This window comes from Pseudomonas sp. NFACC02 (genome assembly GCF_900110765.1).
In the GTDB taxonomy this organism is placed as follows: Bacteria; Pseudomonadota; Gammaproteobacteria; order Pseudomonadales; family Pseudomonadaceae; genus Aquipseudomonas.
Genome location: NZ_FOEO01000048.1, coordinates 1 through 21,407 on the forward strand (window position 1 = coordinate 1; position 21,407 = coordinate 21,407).

General features: G+C 61.3%; 21 protein-coding genes and 1 pseudogene. 19 read left to right on the forward strand and 3 right to left on the reverse strand.

Features of this window, described 5'->3' with window-relative positions; all coding sequences use genetic code 11:
• Positions 1-385: 385 nt before the first annotated feature.
• On the reverse strand, positions 386-853 hold the full coding sequence (locus BMY73_RS24300; protein ID WP_092410331.1) for a TlpA family protein disulfide reductase: 468 nt from the start codon (positions 851-853) through the stop codon (positions 386-388).
• Positions 854-954: 101 nt separating this feature from the next.
• On the opposite strand from BMY73_RS24300, the gene arsC reads away from it, so the two are divergent.
• The 17 genes and pseudogenes from arsC (at position 955) to BMY73_RS24385 (ending at position 16,588) form a co-directional block, all read left to right on the forward strand.
• On the forward strand, positions 955-1,308 hold the full coding sequence (gene arsC, locus BMY73_RS24305; protein WP_092410333.1) for an arsenate reductase (glutaredoxin): 354 nt from the start codon (positions 955-957) through the stop codon (positions 1,306-1,308).
• Positions 1,305-1,910, forward strand: a complete 606-nt coding sequence (wrbA, locus tag BMY73_RS24310) for an NAD(P)H:quinone oxidoreductase (RefSeq protein WP_062380031.1) — start codon at positions 1,305-1,307, stop codon at positions 1,908-1,910. The genes arsC and wrbA overlap by 4 nt, the downstream gene beginning before the upstream one ends.
• The gene (locus BMY73_RS24315; RefSeq protein WP_092410335.1) at positions 1,903-2,316 is read left to right on the forward strand and encodes a DUF2069 domain-containing protein; all 414 of its coding nucleotides are present in this window, start codon (positions 1,903-1,905) and stop codon (positions 2,314-2,316) included. The genes wrbA and BMY73_RS24315 overlap by 8 nt, the downstream gene beginning before the upstream one ends.
• A 178-nt stretch (positions 2,317-2,494) precedes the next feature.
• A pseudogene (locus tag BMY73_RS24320) lies at positions 2,495-3,161 on the forward strand (DNA-3-methyladenine glycosylase I).
• A 93-nt stretch (positions 3,162-3,254) separates the two neighbouring features.
• Positions 3,255-3,938 (forward strand): GntR family transcriptional regulator, encoded by a 684-nt coding sequence (locus BMY73_RS24325; protein ID WP_062380026.1) that lies wholly within the window; start codon positions 3,255-3,257, stop codon positions 3,936-3,938.
• A gap of 270 nt (positions 3,939-4,208) precedes the next feature.
• Entirely contained in the window at positions 4,209-5,159 is a 951-nt protein-coding gene (locus BMY73_RS24330; RefSeq protein ID WP_092410337.1) for a 4-hydroxyproline epimerase, read from the forward strand.
• Positions 5,156-6,292 carry an NAD(P)/FAD-dependent oxidoreductase gene (locus BMY73_RS24335; protein WP_305882061.1) on the forward strand — a complete coding sequence of 379 codons (1,137 nt, stop codon included), beginning with the start codon at positions 5,156-5,158 and terminating at the stop codon, positions 6,290-6,292. Before BMY73_RS24330 ends, BMY73_RS24335 begins: the two co-directional genes overlap by 4 nt.
• Positions 6,285-6,521 (forward strand): (2Fe-2S)-binding protein, encoded by a 237-nt coding sequence (locus tag BMY73_RS24340; protein ID WP_062380022.1) that lies wholly within the window; start codon positions 6,285-6,287, stop codon positions 6,519-6,521. The genes BMY73_RS24335 and BMY73_RS24340 overlap by 8 nt, the downstream gene beginning before the upstream one ends.
• Positions 6,518-7,777 (forward strand): NAD(P)/FAD-dependent oxidoreductase, encoded by a 1,260-nt coding sequence (locus tag BMY73_RS24345; protein ID WP_092410339.1) that lies wholly within the window; start codon positions 6,518-6,520, stop codon positions 7,775-7,777. The genes BMY73_RS24340 and BMY73_RS24345 overlap by 4 nt, the downstream gene beginning before the upstream one ends.
• A 473-nt stretch (positions 7,778-8,250) precedes the next feature.
• Positions 8,251-8,994, forward strand: coding sequence for an AraC family transcriptional regulator (locus tag BMY73_RS24350; RefSeq protein ID WP_092410377.1), 744 nt, complete (start codon positions 8,251-8,253; stop codon positions 8,992-8,994).
• Positions 8,995-9,226: 232 nt separating this feature from the next.
• Positions 9,227-10,045 carry an ABC transporter substrate-binding protein gene (locus BMY73_RS24355; RefSeq protein ID WP_062380018.1) on the forward strand — a complete coding sequence of 273 codons (819 nt, stop codon included), beginning with the start codon at positions 9,227-9,229 and terminating at the stop codon, positions 10,043-10,045.
• A 195-nt stretch (positions 10,046-10,240) separates the two neighbouring features.
• Positions 10,241-12,010, forward strand: coding sequence for a cis-3-hydroxy-L-proline dehydratase (locus BMY73_RS24360; protein ID WP_092410341.1), 1,770 nt, complete (start codon positions 10,241-10,243; stop codon positions 12,008-12,010).
• Positions 12,003-12,668 carry an amino acid ABC transporter permease gene (locus BMY73_RS24365; RefSeq protein ID WP_092410343.1) on the forward strand — a complete coding sequence of 222 codons (666 nt, stop codon included), beginning with the start codon at positions 12,003-12,005 and terminating at the stop codon, positions 12,666-12,668. The genes BMY73_RS24360 and BMY73_RS24365 overlap by 8 nt, the downstream gene beginning before the upstream one ends.
• A 17-nt stretch (positions 12,669-12,685) precedes the next feature.
• Positions 12,686-13,336, forward strand: a complete 651-nt coding sequence (locus tag BMY73_RS24370; RefSeq protein WP_092410345.1) for an amino acid ABC transporter permease — start codon at positions 12,686-12,688, stop codon at positions 13,334-13,336.
• Positions 13,329-14,051 (forward strand): amino acid ABC transporter ATP-binding protein, encoded by a 723-nt coding sequence (locus BMY73_RS24375; protein ID WP_062380010.1) that lies wholly within the window; start codon positions 13,329-13,331, stop codon positions 14,049-14,051. Before BMY73_RS24370 ends, BMY73_RS24375 begins: the two co-directional genes overlap by 8 nt.
• A gap of 338 nt (positions 14,052-14,389) precedes the next feature.
• Positions 14,390-15,427 carry a trans-3-hydroxy-L-proline dehydratase gene (locus tag BMY73_RS24380; protein ID WP_092410347.1) on the forward strand — a complete coding sequence of 346 codons (1,038 nt, stop codon included), beginning with the start codon at positions 14,390-14,392 and terminating at the stop codon, positions 15,425-15,427.
• A 243-nt stretch (positions 15,428-15,670) separates the two neighbouring features.
• On the forward strand, positions 15,671-16,588 hold the full coding sequence (locus BMY73_RS24385) for a dihydrodipicolinate synthase family protein (RefSeq protein ID WP_092410349.1): 918 nt from the start codon (positions 15,671-15,673) through the stop codon (positions 16,586-16,588).
• A 211-nt stretch (positions 16,589-16,799) separates the two neighbouring features.
• Here BMY73_RS24385 and ttcA read toward each other — a convergent pair whose 3' ends face one another.
• Positions 16,800-17,624, reverse strand: a complete 825-nt coding sequence (gene ttcA, locus BMY73_RS24390; protein ID WP_062380005.1) for a tRNA 2-thiocytidine(32) synthetase TtcA — start codon at positions 17,622-17,624, stop codon at positions 16,800-16,802.
• Positions 17,625-18,043: 419 nt separating this feature from the next.
• Here ttcA and BMY73_RS24395 point away from each other — a divergent pair, with 419 nt between their 5' ends.
• Positions 18,044-18,643, forward strand: a complete 600-nt coding sequence (locus BMY73_RS24395; RefSeq protein WP_062380003.1) for a Yip1 family protein — start codon at positions 18,044-18,046, stop codon at positions 18,641-18,643.
• A gap of 255 nt (positions 18,644-18,898) precedes the next feature.
• A complete protein-coding gene (locus BMY73_RS24400) occupies positions 18,899-19,393 on the forward strand; it encodes a SprT family zinc-dependent metalloprotease (protein ID WP_062380002.1) in 495 nt (164 codons plus the stop codon).
• Between the two features lie 306 nt (positions 19,394-19,699).
• Here BMY73_RS24400 and BMY73_RS24405 read toward each other — a convergent pair whose 3' ends face one another.
• On the reverse strand, positions 19,700-21,034 hold the full coding sequence (locus BMY73_RS24405; protein ID WP_062380000.1) for a dicarboxylate/amino acid:cation symporter: 1,335 nt from the start codon (positions 21,032-21,034) through the stop codon (positions 19,700-19,702).
• Between the last annotated feature and the right edge of the window lie 373 nt (positions 21,035-21,407).

Consider the following 21,407-nt stretch of genomic DNA (forward strand, 5'->3'; position numbering starts at 1 on the left):
AAGGCACCAAAAGTAACCAAAAGTGCCCAGCTCCTGGTTTGGCCCTCCTTCGTCGGGTACCCGCACTCCGACGACGCTCCGTGGGCCCGCGCCGAACGGGCATCCATGCCCTGGCGGCGCTCTCGCGGCATCCCTGCCGCTCGACCCACTGCGCGTCGTCTGCGTTTGGCCTGCACCCAAGTCGCGATTTGTGCTGTCTGAGCCATCGCGTATAGAAGCAATGCTGGCTGGAGCTAACGCTCATCGCATTCTTGATTCGTGCATCCATTTCCCGCGCACCACTCTCTTGTAGGAGCGTGGCTTGTCCCGCGATCTGCCGGGAACCGGCAGCAAGACCTGTGCATGCGGTGTGAGGAAGACAGTTGCTACGGAGGTTTGGTGGTGTTCACCCCTTCCCTCTCAACTCCGCCAGTTTTTGCGCCACGCCCGCGGCGGTCTGTTCGCCCATCAACTGTTCACGCACCTTGCCCTTGTCGTCGATGATGTAGGTCACCGGCAAGGCTTCGCTCTTGGGCAGGTCGTATTGATCGGCCGGATCCTGAGCCAGCACGGTGAACTTGATGCCCAGCGCATTGCTGGCGGTTTTCAGGTCTTCACCCTGCAGATTGTCGAAATTGACCCCGAACACGCTGACCTTCTGGTCGCTCATCTGCTCGGACAGTTTGTTCAGTTCCGGGATTTCCGTACGGCACGGGCCGCACCATTCGGCCCAGTAGTTGACCACCAGCCAGTGCTTGTCGACGCGGTCGCTGGCGACTTTCCGACCGTTCTGATCCGTCCCCAGATCCACGCCACACCCGCTGAGCAATACACTTCCGATAAGCACTACCGCCGCTGCCAACCGCCTTGCCATGATGCCTGTTCCTTTTATAAAGACGCGACGCAGACCTGATGTTCGTCCGGGTCGTCACCTATGTAGAATAGCCGCCACCTCACGCAAGATGCGACCTGCAAATGACCGATCTGACGCTTTATCACAACCCGCGCTGCTCCAAATCACGTGGCGCGCTGGAATTGCTTGAAGCCCGTGGGCTGACGCCAACTGTCGTGCGTTATCTCGAAACCCCGCCGAATGCGGCTCAACTGCGTGACCTGCTGAGCCAGCTGGGCATCCGCGCACGCGGCCTGCTGCGCACCGGCGAAGACGAATACAAAACCCTGAACCTGGCAGACGCCAGCCTGAGCGACGATGACCTGATCGCCGCCATGGCTGCGCATCCGAAACTGATCGAGCGCCCGATCCTGGTCGCAGGCAAAAAAGCCGTGATCGGCCGTCCACCCGAGAAGATCCTGGAGATCCTGCCGTGAGCACGCCGTACATTCTGGTTCTGTTTTACAGCCGTAACGGTTCGACCGGTGAAATGGCCCGCCAGATTGCCCGTGGCGTCGAGATGGGCGGCATGGAAGCGCGCTTGCGCACGGTGCCAGCCATCTCCACCGAGTGCGAAGCGGTGGCGCCGAGCATTCCGGAAACGGGCGCGTTGTACGCCACGCTGGACGATTTGAAGCACTGCTCCGGCCTGGCGCTGGGCAGTCCCACCCGGTTCGGCAACATGGCCGCGCCGCTCAAGTATTTTCTCGACGGCACCAGCAACCTGTGGCTGACCGGTGCGCTGGTCGGTAAACCCGCCAGTGTGTTCACCTCCACGGCCAGCCTGCACGGGGGTCAGGAAACCACGCTGATGTCGATGCTGCTGCCGTTGTTGCACCACGGCATGCTGGTCACCGGCCTGCCGTACAGCGAAGCGGCCCTGATCGAAACCAGCGGCGGCGGCACGCCGTATGGCGCCAGTCATCACGCAGGCGCCGACGGCAAACGTCCGCTGGATCAGCACGAAACCACGCTGTGCCGCGCGCTGGGTCAGCGTCTGGCGAAGACTGCGTTGCTGCTGGAGCCGTCGCGTGGCTAAAAAGCCCAAGGTGTTGCCCGCGCTGGAATGGCTGGAACCTCGTGTCCGCTGGAGCCGGGTCGCTGCCTTGTTGTGCTTTTTCGGGCTGATCGCGTTGCTCGCCGTGTATTACCTCGCATTCGCCGACCTGCACGGCGCGCGCCCCTGGGTCATCCTTTCGATTGAACTGGTGCCGCTGTTGCTGCTCTTACCGGGCATGGTCACCGGCAGCGCGCGCGGGCATTCGTGGACGTGTTTCGTGGTGAACCTGTACTTCATCAAGGGTGCGCTGGCCGCTTACGACCCAAGCCGCGCGTGGTTCGGCGTACTGGAAATGCTGGCAAGCCTGGCGGTGTTCACCAGCGCGTTGCTGTACGTGCGCTGGCGGTTTCAATACAACCGTCGGGTGGCGGGTGAAGGAGCGTGAGACCGACTCCAATACTGTAGGAGCGTGGCTTGTCCCGCGATTGCGGTGGATCAGCCGCCCATTTATCGCCTGACACACCGCAATCGCGGGACAAGCCACGCTCCTACAACGGTACTGTTCCGTCAGGGACCGTCGGTTAACCTTTCGCCAATCATCACGTCATTTTTTTGGAGAGGGCATGCAAGACTACAAATGGCTCAATGAATACTGCTTGAATCGCTTTGGTTCCGCCGCCGCCCTCGAGGCGCATCTGCCAACTCCCGCCACGTCAAAACAGCTCAAGGCCCTGAGCGATGATCGCTATCTGTCGACCATGGCCCTGCGGGTGTTTCGGGCCGGATTGAAACACAGTTTGGTGGACGCCAAGTGGCCGGCTTTCGAGCAGGTGTTCTTTGGCTTCGACCCGGAAAAGGTCGTGCTCATGGGCGCCGATCACCTGGAGCGCCTGATGCAGGATGCGCGGATCATTCGCCACTTGGGCAAACTCAAGAGCGTGCCGCGCAACGCGCAGTTGATCCTCGACATCGCCCAGGAACACGGCAGCTTTGGCAATTTCATCGCCGAGTGGCCCGTGACCGACATCGTCGGGCTGTGGCGCTACCTGTTCAAGCACGGCAATCAGATGGGTGGCCTCTCGGCCCCGCGCTTCTTGCGCATGGTCGGCCACGTTTATCCCCAGCTATGACGTGGTGGCAGCCCTCAACGCGCAGAACATCGTCGATAAAGTGCCCAGCAGCCAGCGCGACCAGGCCGCCGTGCAAGCCGCGTTCAACCAGTGGCACGCCGAAAGCGGCCGCCCGCTGTGCCAGATTTCGATGATGCTGTCGTACACGGTCAACCACTGATCTTTTTTTCGTCAGGCAGTGGCGACATCGGATGTAACGAATCGAAGGTCGTATACAATATCCGCCATTCGTCCCCTTGCCTGAGTCGTTCGCGTGCCCTTTCTTCTTCCTGACGCCCCTAACCTTGGTGTCGTGCCTTCCGCCTCCGAAGTCATTTCGAAGCACCTGCGCGAGTCGATCATTTCCGGCCAGTTCGCCGAAGATGAGCCCATTCGCCAAGACGATATTGCCCGCGTGTTTAACGTCAGCAAGATTCCTGTGCGTGAAGCATTGAAGCGCCTCGAGGCCGAAGGGCTGGTGCAGTTTCAGCGCAACAAAGGGGCGGTGGTCACACGAATCTCCGAGCCGGAACTGGCGCAGATCTTCGAAGTGCGTGTCTTGCTGGAGGTTCAGGCCATACGACTGGCCGTACCGAGGATGACCCAGGCACAGATCGATCAGGCCACGGCCATCTGCGATGAATTCGTCGGTGATGACGACATCGGGCGCTGGGCAGAGCTGAACTGGGCGTTTCATACTTGCCTGTACGAAGCGGCGCAGCGGCCGTTTCTGCTGAACATGATTCGCTCGATCCATGACAAGGTCGAACGCTACCTGCGTGTGCAAATGAGCTTTGACGAAGGCAAGGAACGGGCGGACAAAGAACATCGTGAAATCCTCAAGGCCTGTGCCGATCGTGACGTGGACAAAGCCGCCGAACTGATCGAACACCACATCATCGGCGTCTGCCGCGCGCTCTACGCGCACCTTCCCAACGCGGTGCTCAGCGAAATCTGAGTCGCCAGCGACTGTGCCGATTTCGTCATTTTCAGCGGCGAAATTCGTCAAGACCCTGCCGCGCTTTGGCGCCAATCTGGATGTCAGTCCTCAGCACTCTCCGGGACTCGACCGGCAATCCATAACCTGTGGGAGTCAGCTTGCTGACGAATGCGGTGTGTCATTCAACATTGATGTTCCTGATCCAGCGCATTCGCGAGCAAGCTCACTCCTACAGGGTTCTGCGTTTGCCCCGCGAGACAGTCAATTTCTACCACTTTGGGGTGAACCATGAAGCGCATCCAGATCCTCGATTCCCACACCGGCGGCGAACCCACGCGTCTGGTGCTCGACGGTTTTCCTGATCTTGGCAACGGCAGCATGGCGGAACGTCGCCAGGTGCTGGCGGATGAATTCGATGACTGGCGTGCGGCCACGGTGCTCGAACCGCGCGGCAGTGACGTACTGGTCGGCGCACTGCTGTGCAAGCCGGTAGACCCGGAAGCCTGTGCAGGGGTGATCTTTTTCAACAACGCCGGTTACCTGGGCATGTGCGGCCACGGCACCATCGGGCTGGTCGTGTCGCTGGCGCATCTGGGCAAGATCGGCCCCGGTGTTCATCGCATCGAAACCCCGGTCGGCACGGTGCAAGCCACCCTGCACGAGGACCGCTCGGTCAGCGTCAACAACGTGCCGTCCTATCGCTATCGCAAGAATTTCATCGTTGATGTCCCAGGGATCGGTAACGTCACCGGCGACATCGCCTGGGGCGGCAACTGGTTCTTTCTGATTGCCGATCACGGCCTGAGCATCACCGGCGCCAACCTCGACGCCCTCACCGATTACACCTGGAAGGTTCGTCAGGCCCTGGACAACCAGGGCATTCGTGGCGAAGACGGCGGCCTGATCGACCATATCGAACTGTTCGCCAACGACGAGACAGCAGACAGCCGCAACTTCGTCCTGTGCCCCGGCAAAGCCTACGACCGCTCGCCGTGCGGCACCGGCACCAGCGCCAAACTGGCGTGTCTGGCGGCAGACGGCAAACTGGAACCTGGCGCAATCTGGCGGCAAGCCAGCGTGATCGGCAGCCAGTTCGAAGGCAGTTTCCAGTGGCAGCACGGCGAACGCCAGATGGGTGACCGCATCGTGCCGACCATCCGCGGTCGCGCGTACATCAGCGCCGAAGCGACGTTGTTGCTGGACGAGGAAGACCCGTTCGCCTGGGGCATTCGTCCTTGATCCAGCGTTCAGGCGTTCAAGGCAACGCTGCCGACGTGATCATCATCGGCGGCGGCATCATTGGCGCAGCCTGCGCCGATGAACTGGCCAGCCAGGGCCTGCAGGTGTGCGTGCTCGATTGCCAGCGACCGGCAGCCACCGCGGCCGGCATGGGTCATCTGGTGGTGTTGGACCACAGTCCGGCCGAATTGGCACTGGGCGAATACTCGGTGCGCCTGTGGCGCGAACTGGCCCCACAGATGCCCGAGAACTGCGCCATGCGCAACAACGGCACACTGTGGCTGGCCTGCAACGAAGAGGAAATGGCCGAGGCCGAGCGCAAACAGGCGGCGTTGAGTGAATTCGGTCTGGCGTGCGAATTGATGTCAGGCGCCGCACTGGCGGAGGCCGAGCCTTCGCTGCGTCCCGGCCTGTTCGGCGCGTTGAGCGTCCCCGGAGACGGAATTCTGTATGCACCCAATGCCGCACGCTGGCTGTTGCAGCGTCAACCCGAGCGCATGCATCAGCAGCACGCCGAGGTGGTGGAGGTTCAGGGAAATCGGGTGAAGCTGGCTGGTGGTCAGTGGTTGCAGGCCGGTGCCGTGGTGCTTGCCAATGGCATTCATGCCCGCGACTTGTGCCCGGATTTGCCGCTGCAAGCCAAGAAAGGTCATCTGCTGATCACCGACCGCTACCCGATCCAGATCACCCACACGCTGGTGGAACTCGGTTATGTCACCAGCGCGCACAAGGGCAACGGCCCTTCCGTGGCGTTCAACGTGCAACAACGGCCGACCGGTCAATTGTTCATCGGCTCGTCCAGGCAGTTCGACAACGAAGACCCGGCCATCGACGCCGCGATGCTAGGTCGCATGTTGCGTCGGGCGATGGATTTTCTGCCTGATCTCGGCCAGATGAACGGCATTCGTAGCTGGACCGGTTTTCGTTCGGCGAGTCCTGACGGTCAGCCGCTGATTGGCGAGCACCCCGAGCAGCCGGGCTTATGGCTGGCCGTGGGGCATGAAGGTCTGGGTGTCACCACCGCCACCGGCACCGCGAAGCTGTTGGCCGCGCAACTGCTGCGCACGCCCCCGCCGCTCGACCTGGCCGCGTTCCTGCCTCAGCGTTTTATCGGAGCCCATGCCCATGCTTGAGTTGAGCATCGACGGTCATCCCCTTTGCGTCGCCCAAGGCACCACCGTTGCGGCGGCCTTGATGGCGAGTGGTGACCATTGCAGCCGTACGTCGGTCAGCGGACAACGCCGAGCGCCGTTGTGTGGCATGGGCATCTGCCAGGAATGCCGGGTGACCATCGACGGCCTGCGCCGCCTTGCCTGCCAGACCCTTTGCCGCGACGGCATGCACGTGGAGACGCGGCCATGACCCGACCTGTCGACCTGTTGATCATCGGCGCAGGCCCTGCCGGCATGGCGGCGGCTCTGGCGGCGGCACCGAGCGGCATCAGCATCGTCCTGCTCGACGACAACCCGCTGCCCGGCGGACAGATCTGGCGCGACGGTCCGAATGCGCAACTGCCTGGCGTGGCGACCGAGGTGCGCGCACAGTTGCAGCGGTACAGCAATATTCATGTGCACGGCGGCACTAAAGTGGTGGCGCTCGCCGGTCCCAAACGGCTGCTGCTGGAAGACGCCGAGCGCGGCTGGGTACTGGCGTACGACAGGCTGATTCTGTGTACGGGCGCACGCGAGCTGCTGCTGCCCTTCCCCGGCTGGACCTTACCCGGCGTCACCGGCGCCGGCGGACTGCAGGCGCTGATCAAGGGCGGCTTGCCGGTGTCGGGTGAACGCGTTGTGATCGCGGGGAGCGGGCCCTTGTTGCTGGCTGCAGCGGCCACGGCAAAGAAGAACGGCGCGGAGGTCGTGCGCATCGCCGAGCAAGCGGGACTCGGTGCGGTCGGCGGCTTTGCGATGGGGTTGTGGCGATGGCCGAACAAAGCCCTGCAGGCCGTGACGTTGGCCAGCGGTGCCTATCGACTCTCCGCGCATGTCATTGAGGCGCTGGGCTCGGATCGGCTGGAAGCGGTCCGCGTACAGACAGGCTCGCAGGTCGAAGAAATCGCCTGCGACCGGCTCGCCTGTGGCTTCAGCCTGGTGCCAAACACCGAGATGGGGAGCGCGCTGGGTTACGAGGTGCATGATCGCGCGATCGTGGTCGACGCGTGGCAAGCCAGCCGCGTGGCCGATCATTATGCGGCCGGAGAATGCACCGGCTTTGGCGGCAGCGAACTGGCGCAGGTCGAAGGCAAGATCGCCGGGCTGGTCGCTGTCGGCAAGCAGGATGAAGCGCGGGCGCTGTGGCCGGAGCGCCAGCGTTGGCAGCGCTTCGCCGACCGGTTGAATCAGGCATTTGTCCTTGATCCTGCGCTGAAAAAACTGGCAAAAGCCGACACGCTGGTGTGCCGTTGTGAAGACGTGTCCTACGCCGAACTCGCCGACCACAGCACCTGGAACGCCGCCAAGCTCAACACCCGCTGCGGCATGGGCGCGTGCCAGGGCCGTATCTGCGCGACCGCCGCGCAAACTCTGTTCGGTTGGGAACCTCCCCACCTGCGCCCGCCTTTCAGCCCGGCGCGCATCGCGACACTGGCGTGCCTGGATGACGCAGGCCGGGCTATATAACCTTTGTGAACCGCATTCGCCACCGTCGTAACCTCCGGCAGCTCCCACAGTTGCAGTGCTGATCCAGATTTTCGGCTGCATTATCTGTAGGAGCCGGCTTGCTGGCGAAGGCGGCAGGTCAGGCAGCACAGCATGGAATGCCCCGCCGTATTCGTCCGAAGTGCGGCCCACACCCTCGTAACCTCCGGCAGCTCCCACAGTTGCAGTGCTGATCCAGATTTTCGGCTGCATTATCTGTAGGAGCCGGCTTGCTGGCGAAGGCGACAGGTCAGGCAGCACAGCATGGAATGACCCGCCGCATTCGCCACCGTCGTAACCTCCGGCAGCTCCCACAGTTGCAGTACTGATCCAGACTTTCGGCTGCATCATCCTCTGTAGCCGGCTTGCTGGCGAAGGCGTTATCTGGCGCTCCCAATATCGGAACACATGCCGCATCATCCACCTCGTCCTTCACTCTGGCCGCCGCTGTGAACATGATTGATCTGCTGCCCTCCTCGCCCCTGCACGACCTCGATCAGCTGTTGACCAGTCTGGAACGGGTCGCGCCATTGTTCGACGCCATTCCCGGGGTGGTGTTTTTCGTCAAGGACGCACAGGCGCGTTACGTGCTGGTCAATCAGACGCTGGTGCAGCGCTGTGGCTTCAAGAAGAAGGCCCAGATCGTCGGGCGCACGGCTGAAGAGGTCTTTCCGGCGCGTTTCGGGCCGTTGTACACCGCGCAGGATCGACGGGTGCTTGCCGATGGCCGGCAACTCAGCGATCAGCTCGAACTGCACCTTTATTACGGTAACCAGCCCATCTGGTGCCTGACCCACAAGATCGCCTTGCGTGATGATCAAGGGGCAATCATCGGCCTGGCCGGCATTTCGCGGGACCTGCAAATCCTGCAATCGCACCCGGCCTATCAGAAACTGGTCGAGGTCGATGCCTACATACGCGAGCACTTCGCACGGCCCATCACGCTCGAAGAACTGACCGCCATCGCCGGGCTTTCGATTGCGCAACTGGAGCGTCATTGCAAACGCATCTTCCAGCTCACGCCACGGCAGATGATTCACAAGGCGCGGCTGGGCGAGGCCTCGCGCCTGTTGCGTGAAGACCTGTCAATCACCGAAATCGCCCTACGCTGCGGCTACACTGACCACAGTGCGTTCAGCCGACAGTTCAAGGCATTGACCGGCGTGTCGCCGAGTGAATACCGCGAATCACAACGTTGAGCTTCAAGCAGCCGTTGCACGGGCTGAACGTGCATCAATGAAGCATCGCGCCCGTTTTTGCTCCTTTATGTAACACCTTCGTCCTCCCTTACATCCCGGGCCTATTCAGCGAGCCACCGAACCAAGGCGCTGTAGCCGATAGTGGCAAAACGGGCACGCGCCGTGCATATAAAATATCGTATACGAAATTACTTATCCGGCCGTTCCATTACTTGCATCCACCGAGGCTTCTATGAAAAAGCATGCTGTTGCCGTAGCCCTCCTCGCTGTAATGAGCTCCTCCTTTATCAACGCCGCCTTCGCCGACAAGCTCGATGACATCATCGACTCCGGCAAGCTGCGTTGTGCCGTGACCCTGGATTTCCCGCCGATGGGTTCGCGCGACGAGAAGAACAACCCGGTCGGATTTGACGTCGATTACTGCAACGACCTGGCGAAGGTGCTGGGCGTTACGGCCGAAGTGGTCGAAACCCCCTTCCCCGACCGTATCCCTGCGCTGGTGTCCGGGCGCGCCGACGTGATTGTCGCGTCCACCTCCGACACGCTGGAACGGGCGAAGACCGTGGGCATGACCATTCCCTACTTTGCCTTTCAGATGGTGGTGCTGACCCGCGATAATACCGGCATCACAAAGTACGAGGACCTCAAAGGCAAGAACGTGGGCAACACCAGCGGCACCTATGAAGCCATTGCGCTGGAGAAAGACCAGAAAGCCTGGGGCAGCGGCAGCTTCCGCGCTTACCAGACCCAGAACGACACCATCCTCGCCGTCGCCCAGGGCCACATTGACGCAACCGTGGTCACCAACACCGTGGCCGCTGCTACCCTCAAGTCCGGCAAGTACAAGGGCCTGAAAGTCGCGGGCAACGCGCCTTACGTCATCGACTACGTGTCGCTGGCCGCCAAACGTAACGAATACGGCCTGATCCATTACCTGAACCTGTTCGTCAATCAGCAAGTGCGTACCGGCCGTTATGAAGAACTGTGGAAAAAGTGGGTGGGTGACGAGATCAAGCCAGCGAACCTGACGGTGCCGGGGGTTTATTACTGAGGTTCGGGTTGCGCTGAGTGGCGGGAGCTTGATCGTTCCCACGCTCTGCGTGGGAACGGAGAGCCTGACGCTCTGCGTCAGAAAGGATCGACGCGGAACGTCGGAACGCCGTTACCACGCAGAGCGTGGGAACGATCAACACAGCGGAGATTGGCATGACCACCCAACCCATGGTTCTCACACATGGAGCCCACGATGTCTGACGTTTCGTTAAACGGCCGTTGTCTGGTCCCCGGCAGCGCTCAGGGCGAGTTGCTGTATGCCGACGTGGCCTTGAGCTTCTGGGGCGGGGTCGAGCCGTTTACCGGTGAGGTCATCGACCGCCACCACCCGCTCAGCGGCCGGTTCATCAACGGCCGCGTGCTGGCGATTCCGAGCGGACGCGGTTCGTGCACCGGCAGCAGCGTGTTGCTGGAACTGATCCTCAATGGCCATGCCCCCGCGGCACTGGTGTTCGAACGGGTCGAAGACATCCTCACCTTGGGCGTGCTGATCGCCGAACAGATGTTCGGGCATTCGATGCCGGTCATCTGCCTCGGTGAAGCAGGCTTTGCCGCGCTGCGCGAGGTGAAGTTCGTCCGGGTCGAGGACGCGTGTCTCACCGGCTTCGACAGTCCCCCTCCTGCGCTGGCTGCCCGCCCCCCACGCGCGCCCCATCACGTCAGCACGCCGATCGTTCTGACCGAAATGGATCAGGGCTTTCTCGACGGCGCCTACGGCAAGGCGGCACAAGTGGCGATGGGCATCATCCTGCGCATGGCCGAACTGCAAGGCGCGACCGAACTGCTGGACATCACCCAGGCGCACATCGATGGTTGCATTTATACCGGTCCCGCCAGCCTTCGCTTTGCAAGGCAACTGGTCGACTGGGACGCCAAGGTGCGTGTGCCCACCACCCTCAATTCCATCTCGGTGGACAAACGCCGCTGGCGCGAACTGGGTGTCGACCCGGCGCTGGGCGAACCCGCCAGTCGGCTGGGCGATGCCTACCTGGACATGGGCGCACGCGTCAGTTTCACCTGCGCGCCTTACCTGCTCGACACGGCGCCGGAGCTGGGCGAACAGATCGTCTGGGCCGAATCCAACGCCGTGGTCTACGCCAACAGCGTGATTGGCGCGCGCACGCTGAAATACCCCGACTACCTGGACATCTGCATCGCCCTGACCGGGCGTGCGCCGAACATCGGCTGCCACCTGACCGAGCAACGGTTGGCGACGTTGCGCATCGACCTCCCCGAGCTGGACACGCTGGATGACAGCTTCTACCCGCTGCTGGGCTATCACGTGGGCATGCTCTGCGGTGCTGACATTCCTGTGGTCTGCGGACTGGAACACAAGGCGCCCACGTTCGATGACCTGAAAGCCTTTGGCGCGGCGTTCGCGACCACCTCCGCCGCGCCAATGTTTCACATTGCCGGTGTCACGCCGGAAGCCACCACGGCTGCACTGGCCATGGGCGGACAGGCGCCCGCCCGAACGCTGAACGTCAGCACGGTCGATTTGCTGAGCAGTTGGCGCGAACTGAACAGCGCCGAGAGCCCGGAGGTCGATGCCGTCACACTGGGTAATCCGCATTTTTCGTACAGTGAATGCGCCACCCTCGCCCGCCTGTGCCACGGTCTGCGCAAGCACGACAGCGTGGCCATCGTCGTGACCTGCGGCCGCGCCACGCTGGAACGGGCGCAGCAGGCCGGTTACGTGGCCACGCTGGAAGACTTCGGCGTGCAGTTCGTCACCGACACCTGCTGGTGCATGCTGGGCGAGCCGGTGATTCCGCCAACCGCGCGCAACCTGATGACCAACTCCGGCAAGTACGCGCACTACGCCCCCGGTCTGGTCGGCCGTCGAGTGCACTTCGCAAGCCTTGCCGAATGCGTCGAAAGCGCCTGCACCGGTCTTGCCAGCACACGCCTGCCGATCTGGCTGCAGGCCGCCGCACGCGTGGAGGCGATGACGCATGTTTGAGTACAACTTCCACTGGAGAGCGGCCTTCAAAGCCTTGCCGGACATGCTCGACGGCGCCATGGTCACCTTCGAAACCGCGGCCCTGTCGATGATTCTCGGGGTCATCATCGCGCTGTTTCTGGTGTTCATGCGTCAAGGCAAAAACCGGCTGTTTCGCGGTTTTGCCGCCACCTGGATTTCCATCGCCCGTAACACGCCATCGTTGTTTCAGGTGTACATCCTGTACTTCGGCCTGGGCTCGTTCGGGTTGCATGTCAGCTCATGGGCCGCACTGCTCGCGGGCATCACCATCAACAACGCGGGCTACCTGGCGGAAAACTTTCGCGGCGGGCTCAAGGCCGTGCCCGACACCCAACTGCGCGCGGCGCGTTCTCTGGGCATGAGCGCCCCCCAGGCCTATCGGCTGATCGTGATCCCGCAGTTGCTCCGCATCGTGTTCTATCCGCTGACCAACCAGATGGTCTGGGCCGTGCTGATGACCTCGATGGGCGTAATCGTCGGCCTCAACAACGACCTCACTGGCGTGACCCAGGACTATAACGTCAAGACGTTCCGGACCTTCGAATTCTTCGCCATTGCGGCCGTGCTCTATTACCTGATCGCCAAGCTGATCGTGGCCGTCGCGCGGCTGCTGTCCTGGCGGCTGTTCCGGTACTAAGGATCGAGGAACTGACCATGTTCAATAGCAGTTTCAGCTGGAACGACCTGCAATTCATGCTGCAAGGCGCGTGGGTCACGATCCTGCTGACGATCATCTCGATGATCATTGGCACGCTGGCCGGCGTGGTCTGCGGGATGGCGCGGGCATTATTACCGCGCAGCACCGTCCCGCTGGCGTGGTTGCTGGACGTGTTTCGCAGCGTGCCGTTGCTGATCCAGTTCGTGTTGTTCAACGCGCTGAAAAGCATCGTCGGCCTGAACTGGAGCGCCTTCGCCGTGGCCTGCGTGGTGCTGGGCCTGTACGTCACCGCGTACTGCACGGAAATCGTTCGCAGCGGCGTGTTGTCGGTGCCGCTCAGTTTGCGCCGCGCCAGCCGTTCGCTGGGCCTGACCTACTGGCAGGATCTGCGTCAGATCGTCATGCCGATGGCGACCCGTGTCGCGTTTCCGGGCTGGGTCAACCTGTTGCTCTCGGTGATGAAGGACACCGCGCTGGTGATGTGGATCGGCATCGTCGAACTGCTGCGCGCCTCGCAGACCATCGTCACGCGCATTCAAGAACCGCTGCTGGTGCTGTGCATCGCAGGCCTCATTTACTACGTCATGAGTCTGGTGATCGCCCGCCTGGGTGCGCGCCTGGAAACGAGGTGGCAGGAAAATGATTGAGATCGACAACGTACACAAATCATTTGGCGAGCTTGAAGTGATCAAGGGCGTGAGCCTGCATGTGCAGAAAGGCGAAGTGGTGTCGATCATCGGCGGCTCGGGCTCGGGCAAGTCCACGCTGCTGATGTGCATCAACGGTCTGGAGTCGATCAAGAGCGGCAGCATCCGCGTCGATGGCACGGAAGTGCACGCCAAAAGCACGGACATCAACAAGCTGAGGCAGCGCATTGGCATCGTCTTTCAGCAGTGGAACGCCTTTCCACACCTGACGGTGCTGGAAAACGTGATGCTCGCGCCGCGCACCGTACTGGGTAAGAGCAAGGCCGAAGCCGAGGCGCTGGCGGTCAAGCAACTGACCCACGTGGGCCTCGGCGACAAGCTCAAGGTGTTTCCGGGCAAGCTGTCGGGGGGCCAGCAACAGCGCATGGCGATTGCGCGGGCGTTGGCGATGTCGCCGGATTACATGCTGTTCGACGAAGCGACCTCGGCGCTGGACCCGCAACTGGTGGGCGAAGTGCTGGACACCATGCGCATGCTCGCCGAAGACGGCATGACCATGATTCTGGTGACCCACGAGATACGTTTCGCCCGAGATGTGTCGGACCGCGTGGCGTTTTTCCGCAACGGTCTGGTGCATGAGATCGGCACGCCGGATCAGGTCATCGGCAACCCGCAGCGGCCGGAGACGGCAGATTTCTTGCGGTCGATCAACTGAATCGATTCCTACAACCGCAGGCCGGGGCATGGCAATCGAAACGGTGGGAGCCGGCTTGCTGGCGAATGCGTCAGGTCCGACACCACGGCGTTGAATGTCAGACCGTATTCGCCAGCAAGCCGGCTCCCACAGGTCTGCGGTCTGAACATAGGTTCGTGAGTCAGCCCGGGTTCTGTAGGAGCCGTCCGAGGTTACGTGGGTATGGGCCCCAATTCGGACGAATGCGGTGTGTCAGTCACTGTTGAGGTTGCTGACGCACTGCATTCGCCAGCAAGCCGGCTCCCACGGGGGTAGAGGTTCCGTCAGCAATGTCGTGTTTGGCAGGAGGAATGTAAGTCATGCGCTCATCGAAAGTGATTCACGTGGTCAGTTGTCACGCCGAGGGTGAAGTCGGCGATGTGATCGTCGGCGGTGTCGCGCCGCCGCCGGGCGATACGATCTGGGAGCAGTCGCGCTGGATCGAGAAGGACAACGTGCTGCGCAACTTCATGCTCAATGAGCCGCGGGGTGGCGTGTTCCGCCACGTCAACCTGCTGGTGCCGCCGAAGCACCCGAAAGCGCAGATGGGCTGGATCATCATGGAACCTGCGGATGTGCCGCCCATGTCCGGCTCCAACTCCCTGTGCGTGGCCACCGTGCTGCTGGACAGCGGTATTCTGCCGATGACCGAGCCGGAAACCCGCCTGATCCTCGAAGCGCCGGGCGGCCTGATCGAAGCCATCGCCCAGTGCCGTGACGGCAAGGTGCAGAGCGTCGAAGTGCACAACCACCCTTCCTTCGCCGACCGACTGGACGTGTGGATCGAGGTGCCGGGGTTGGGTTCGATTCAGGTCGACACGGCCTACGGCGGCGACAGTTTCGCCATCGTCGACTCGGTAAAACTGGGCTTCTCGCTGACCGCTGATGAAGCGAAGGACCTGGTGGACACCGGCCTCAAGATCACCCAGGCGGCTAACGAGCAACTGGGTTTCAACCACCCGACGAACAAGGACTGGAACCACATTTCGTTCTGCCAGATCGCCGCGCCCGTCAACCACGACGGCGGCGTGGCGAACGCGGCCAACGCCGTGGTCATTCGTCCCGGCAAGATCGACCGCTCGCCCTGCGGCACAGGCTGCTCGGCCCGTCTGGCGGTGCTGCACGCCAAGGGCAAGTTGAAGGTGGGCGACCGGTTTATCGGGCGTTCGATCATCGGCTCGGAGTTCCACTGCAAGATTCAGAGCGAGACCGAGGTCGCCGGACGCAAGGCGATTGTGCCAAGCCTGTCTGGCCGCGCGTGGATCACCGGGACGCACCAGCACATGCTCGACCCAAGCGACCCGTGGCCGGAGGGGTACAAGCTGACGGACACCTGGCCGGTTGGGTTGAAGCTTTGAACACGAGGTGATTCGGGCCGAAGGTCGTGGGAGCCGGCTTGCTGGCGAATGCATTTGACCGGTCGTATTGGCGTCGACTGACACCCTGCCTTCGCCAGCAAGCCGGCTCCCACGGGCTGCGCCCAGAAGCAGGTAGATGTCGCTGAGGAATTTGAGGCTTACAGAAACAGATTTTCAAACCGGGCCTGATACGCCCAAATCAAAACGTATACGAAATACCTTAATCCCAAGAAGGAGTCACTCATGAGCCAGTCCGTATCCTGGAGCGGTGTTTTCCCCGCAGTCACCACCCAATTCAACGACGATTTCTCCCTTAACCTGGAGGCAACGCATAAGGTCATCTCCAATCTAGTGCGCGACGGCGTATCGGGTCTGGTGATCTGTGGCACCGTCGGTGAGAACACCTCGTTGAGCGTGGCCGAAAAGATCAGTCTGGTGGAGGTGGCGAAAGACGCCTCGGCCGGGCGCGTGCCGGTGATTTCCGGGATCGCCGAATTCACCAGCGCCAACGCCAGCGCCGTCGCCAAAGACGTTCAGAAAGCAGGCGCCGACGGGATCATGCTGATGCCGGCGCTGGTCTATTCGTCCAAACCTTTCGAGACCGCGGCGCACTTCCGCACCGTAGCAGCGGCCACCGACCTGCCGATGATGGTCTACAACAACCCGCCCATCTATAAGAACGACGTCACGCCGGACATCCTGATTTCCCTGGCCGACTGCGACAACATCGTCTGCTTCAAGGATTCGTCGGGTAACACCAACCGCTTCATCGACGTGCGCAACGAGGTGGGTGATCGTTTCGTATTGTTCGCCGGGCTCGACGACGTGCTGGTGGAAAGCGTGGCCGTGGGCGCGGTGGGTTGGGTGTCGGGCATGTCCAACGCCTTCCCGAAAGAGGGTGAAACCCTGTTCCGTCTGGCCAAGGCAGGCCGCTTCGCTGAGGCGATGGCACTCTATGAGTGGTTCATGCCGCTGCTGCACCTCGATGCGCGCCCGGACCTGGTGCAGTGCATCAAGCTGTGCGAAGCGATCATGGAACGCGGCAGTGCCCTCACCCGCCCACCGCGCCTGGCACTGCCGGGCAGCGACCGGGAATACGTCGAGAAACTGATGAAGACCGCACTGGCGAACAAGCCGGTGTTGCCGGATGTGGGGTTGTAAGCACCAACACCTGTACCGAGGTGCACGCAACTCCCTTGTAGGATCTGCCGGGGTGGCGCTCCACCTTGTCCTGCGATCGGCGACGCAGTCGTCGTAAAACCAGACACCTCGGTGTGTCAGACCTACCGAGTACACAGGTTTCACGGCGGGTTCCCCGCCGATCGCGGGACAAGGTGGAGCGCCACCCCGGCAGCTCCTACAAGGGAACGCTTTAGAGATTCACCACATTCACAAACCGCGACGCCGCTGTCTCGTCGATCTTCAGGCTGGCGAAGTCGAACAGGTTGCGGTCCGCGAGCTGCGACGGGACGACGTTCTGCAGGCTGCGGAAGATCATTTCGGAACGGCCCGGGGTCTTGCGGTCCCATTCCTGAAGCATGTCCTTGACCACCTGCCGCTGCAGGTTTTCCTGCGAGCCGCACAGGTTGCACGGGATGATCGGGAACTGCTTCATGTCTGAATACGCCTGAATGTCCTTCTCGGCGCAGTAGGCCAGCGGACGAATCACCACATTGCGGCCGTCGTCGGCGCGTAGCTTGGGCGGCATGGCCTTGATCGTGCCGTTGAAGAACATGTTCAGGAAGAACGTCTCGACGATGTCGTCACGGTGGTGACCGAGGGCCATCTTGGTCGCACCGATCTCGTCGGCGAAGGTATAGAGCGTGCCACGACGCAGGCGTGAACACAGGGAGCAGGTGGTCTTGCCTTCCGGAATCAGCTCCTTGACCACCGAATAGGTATCTTTCTCGACGATGTGATACTCGACACCCAGTTCCTTCAGGTACGCCGGCAGCACATGCTCGGGAAAGCCCGGCTGTTTCTGGTCCATGTTCACGGCCACGATGTCGAACTTGATCGGCGCGACCTTTTGCAGGTGGATCAGCACATCAAGCATGGTGTAGCTGTCCTTGCCGCCGGACAGGCAGACCATGACCTTGTCACCCTCTTCAATCATGTTGAAATCGGCCACCGCTTCGCCTGCTAGCCGACGCAGACGCTTCTGCAGTTTGTTCTGATTGACTGAAAGGGTGCCCATGGCGCTGATATCCGCTCGCTGTGACTCTGGAAAAGGTCGGCATTTTACGCATAAACGGGGCGGCTGGTAATGCTTGTGTGGGTGCCACTCAACCCTGTGGGAGCTGCCGGAGGTTACGACGGTGGCGAAAGCGATATGACTGACACACCGCGTTCGCCATTGTCGTAACCTCAAGCAGCTGCCACAGGCTCAGTCGCAACATCACATACCATTCATCCGCCCATATTCTTCTGCTGATCATCATCCGCTATTAACAGCCTGCGGATAGTCCCAATTACTCTAAAACCCACGGTTTCCGTGGCGTCCAGCTTTCTATACTCCCAGTAAGGTCGCAGCCGGTTTCCCTGTAGAGATTGTGGCCTTGCCCGGGTGGCATGTGGCCGCTCAGGTGCGACGGAACATCATCAGGAGTAACGGGCATGATCCATCACGTTTGGGGGCTGTTCACGCACCCCGATCAGGAATGGCAACAGATACGTGGCGAAGAAGAAAGCATTGGCCACATGTACCTCACCCACACGTTGGTCCTCGCGGCGATACCTGCGGTGTCCGCTTACATCGGCACCACCCAGGTGGGTTGGGTCATCGGCAACCGCGCGCCGGTGATGCTGACCAGCGAAAGCGCGATCTGGATGACGATCATGTCCTATATCGCCATGCTTGCCGGGGTGGCGGTCATGGGTGGTTTCATCCACTGGATGGCACGCACGTACGACGCAAGCCCAAGTTTGGCGCGATGTGTGGCGTTCGCCACGTACACCGCGACACCGCTGTTCATCGGCGGCCTGGCGGCGCTTTATCCGCACATGTGGCTGGGCATGATGGTCGGCGTCGCGGCGGTCTGCTACACGGTTTACCTGCTGTACGTCGGCCTGCCCGTGTTCATGAACATCCACCCCGACGAAGGGTTCATGTTCTCAAGCTCCGTGCTGGCGGTGGGCCTGGTGGTGCTGGTGGCGATCATGGCCTTTACCGTCGTGCTGTGGGGCATCGGGGTGGGGCCTGAGTATACGAATTGATGTCCCGGCTTGAACGCAATTATCTGTAGGAGCGTGGCTTGTCCCGCGATCGGCGACAACGTCGTCGTAAAACCTGCGAATCCGATCGACCTGACACGCCGCATTTACCGGATTCACGGCTGCTTCGCAGCCGATCGCGGGACAAGCCACGCTCCTACAGAGGATCTGCGGTGAATTCACGACCATTCGGCAGCTCAGGTTTTCGACAAGGACTCGCTTTGCGGCATACTCGCCTCCTCTGGAGACCGATGAAGCATGCTCGAGCCACTCAATACCCGCGTCGAATCCTGTTTTCAACAAGCCGAAGCATTTTTTAAACGCCCTTTCAAACGCCCTGTCGTCAGCCTCAAATTGCGCGGCCAGAAGGCCGGTGTCGCGCACTTGCACGAAAACATGCTGCGCTTCAATCCGCAGTTGTACCGCGAAAACAGCGAAGACTTCCTGCGCCAGACCGTTGCCCATGAAGTCGCGCATCTGGTCGCCCATCAATTGTTCGGCGACACCATTGCGCCTCATGGCGAGGAATGGCAACTGATCATGCGCGGCGTGTATGAATTGCCGCCCAATCGCTGCCATAACTATGAGATTCAGCGCCGCCGCGTGACCCGCTACATCTACCGCTGCCCCTGCCCGGAAAGCGACTTTCCCTTTTCCGTGCAACGGCACAAGCTGGTGCGCAAGGGACGGCGGTATCTGTGCCGCCGCTGTCGCGAGATTCTGGTGTTCAGTGGTGAGACGCGAGTGGAGTAAGCATCCAGGATTCCAGGCAGCTTTCACCAACCCCTTCATCCAGTTGCGGCCCAGACCCAGTTCACGCCCACAATAGACGGAGACGTCCCCGAACCTGCGGGAGTTTGCCAGCCGCTGGATCAGGCCATACTCGGACCGGTGGGAGTGAGCTTGCTCGCGAAGGGGCCAACAAAAGCGCCACACCCTTCAGGCAATCACCCCAGCCTCACGCATCGACAGGATCTCATCCTAAGGATTCCAGCCAATGAAAAGCCCGCCCGAGGTTTCCCTGGGGCGGGCTTTTTACATCAGAGGCAGACTAACCGATCAGGAGCGACCCACGGTCGCAGGGCCTTCGGCCACGCCCAGGTCGTCTTGTGGACGGGTTTCTTCGATGGCACGACCGCCAGAGGCCAGTTCGGCCTGCATTTGCGGCTCGTCCAGCTCTTTCACCCACTTGGCGACAACCAGGGTCGCCACGGCGTTACCGACCAGGTTGGTCAGTGCGCGCGCTTCCGACATGAAGCGGTCGATGCCCAGGATCAGCGCAAGACCGGCCACCGGCAGGTGACCCACGGCCGACAATGTAGCCGCCAGCACGATGAAGCCCGAACCGGTGACGCCCGCAGCACCTTTGGAGGACAGCAGCAGCACCAGCAGCAGGGTGATCTGGTGGGTGATGTCCATGTGGGTATTGGTCGCTTGTGCGATGAACACGGCCGCCATGGTCAGGTAGATCGAGGTGCCGTCCAGGTTGAACGAGTAGCCGGTCGGAATCACCAGACCCACGACAGACTTCTTGGCGCCCAGGCGTTCCATCTTGATCAGCATGCGTGGCAGCGCCGATTCAGACGACGAGGTACCCAGCACGATCAGCAGTTCTTCGCGGATGTACTTGATCAGTTTCAGGATGCTGAAGCCGTGAGCGCGGGCAATGCCGCCCAGGACCAGCAGCACGAACAGCAGGCAGGTGATGTAGAAGCACAGCATCAGCTGACCCAACTGCACCAGCGAGCTCACGCCGTAAGCGCCGATGGTGAAGGCCATGGCACCCAGCGCACCCAGCGGCGCCAGTTTCATGATCATGTTGATGATGTTGAACATGACGTGGGCGAAGCGATCGATGAAATCCAGGATCGGCTTGCCGTAGGCGCCCAGGCGGTGCAGGGCGAAACCGAAGATCACCGAGAACATCAGCACTTGCAGGATGTCGCCGTTGGCGAAGGCGCCGACGATGGTGTTCGGGATCACGTTCAGGATGAACCCGATCACGCTCTGGTCTTTACTGGCGGTGACATAGGCCGCGATTTTGGAGGCGTCAAGGGTCGAAACGTCGACGTTCATGCCGGCGCCCGGCTGAACCACGTTGACCACGACCAGGCCGATGATCAGCGAGATGGTGGAGACGATTTCGAAGTACAGCAGCGCGTAGCCGCCGGTCTTGCCCACGGATTTCATGTTCTGCATGCCAGCGATACCGCTGACCACGGTGCAGAAGATGATGGGGGCGATGACCATTTTGATCAGTTTGATGAACCCGTCACCCAAGGGTTTGAGCGCTTTACCAGCATCGGGATACCAGTGGCCGATCGCGATACCGATGATGATGGCAACGATCACCTGGGCGTACAGGGATTTATAGATTGGCTGACGAGTCGTCATTGCAGTTTCCTCAAGAGCATCGCTTGCATCATTCCCGATGCCGCGACGCCTAAAGTGCGAACCCACCTGCTCGGAGGGATTTGTTTTTGTCGAGCTGCGCGGGGCAGACCTCTGCGTTCGCTATCGCAATCGTCGTGCCATGAATGGAAAAACGCCCTGAAAGCCCCGAACGGCCTGGACTGCCTGGTTAACGTGAGATAAAAAACCCGAGCCGCCGATGGCGGATTTCCGCCCATTCCCGCCAAATTGTCCCTTCCATTGGCGGGTATCCGCCTTGTCGACGCACCGGCATTCAGGAAGAGGAAGGGGTGACGTCGGGGACGTATGGGACGCAAGAAATCCGAGATACCTGACTCCAAACGGTAGGAGCGCA

Bases quoted from the DNA above. Each gene is read 5' to 3' on its own strand.
- BMY73_RS24300 (WP_092410331.1), bottom strand. From the start codon at position 853: ATGGCAAGGCGGTTGGCAGCGGCGGTAGTGCTTATCGGAAGTGTATTG.
- arsC (WP_092410333.1), top strand. From the start codon at position 955: ATGACCGATCTGACGCTTTATCACAACCCGCGCTGCTCCAAATCACGT.
- BMY73_RS24330 (WP_092410337.1), top strand. From the start codon at position 4,209: ATGAAGCGCATCCAGATCCTCGATTCCCACACCGGCGGCGAACCCACG.
- BMY73_RS24340 (WP_062380022.1), top strand. From the start codon at position 6,285: ATGCTTGAGTTGAGCATCGACGGTCATCCCCTTTGCGTCGCCCAAGGC.
- BMY73_RS24345 (WP_092410339.1), top strand. From the start codon at position 6,518: ATGACCCGACCTGTCGACCTGTTGATCATCGGCGCAGGCCCTGCCGGC.
- BMY73_RS24350 (WP_092410377.1), top strand. From the start codon at position 8,251: ATGATTGATCTGCTGCCCTCCTCGCCCCTGCACGACCTCGATCAGCTG.
- BMY73_RS24355 (WP_062380018.1), top strand. From the start codon at position 9,227: ATGAAAAAGCATGCTGTTGCCGTAGCCCTCCTCGCTGTAATGAGCTCC.
- BMY73_RS24360 (WP_092410341.1), top strand. From the start codon at position 10,241: ATGTCTGACGTTTCGTTAAACGGCCGTTGTCTGGTCCCCGGCAGCGCT.
- BMY73_RS24365 (WP_092410343.1), top strand. From the start codon at position 12,003: ATGTTTGAGTACAACTTCCACTGGAGAGCGGCCTTCAAAGCCTTGCCG.
- BMY73_RS24370 (WP_092410345.1), top strand. From the start codon at position 12,686: ATGTTCAATAGCAGTTTCAGCTGGAACGACCTGCAATTCATGCTGCAA.
- BMY73_RS24375 (WP_062380010.1), top strand. From the start codon at position 13,329: ATGATTGAGATCGACAACGTACACAAATCATTTGGCGAGCTTGAAGTG.
- BMY73_RS24380 (WP_092410347.1), top strand. From the start codon at position 14,390: ATGCGCTCATCGAAAGTGATTCACGTGGTCAGTTGTCACGCCGAGGGT.
- BMY73_RS24385 (WP_092410349.1), top strand. From the start codon at position 15,671: ATGAGCCAGTCCGTATCCTGGAGCGGTGTTTTCCCCGCAGTCACCACC.
- ttcA (WP_062380005.1), bottom strand. From the start codon at position 17,624: ATGGGCACCCTTTCAGTCAATCAGAACAAACTGCAGAAGCGTCTGCGT.
- BMY73_RS24395 (WP_062380003.1), top strand. From the start codon at position 18,044: ATGATCCATCACGTTTGGGGGCTGTTCACGCACCCCGATCAGGAATGG.
- BMY73_RS24400 (WP_062380002.1), top strand. From the start codon at position 18,899: ATGCTCGAGCCACTCAATACCCGCGTCGAATCCTGTTTTCAACAAGCC.
- BMY73_RS24405 (WP_062380000.1), bottom strand. From the start codon at position 21,034: ATGACGACTCGTCAGCCAATCTATAAATCCCTGTACGCCCAGGTGATC.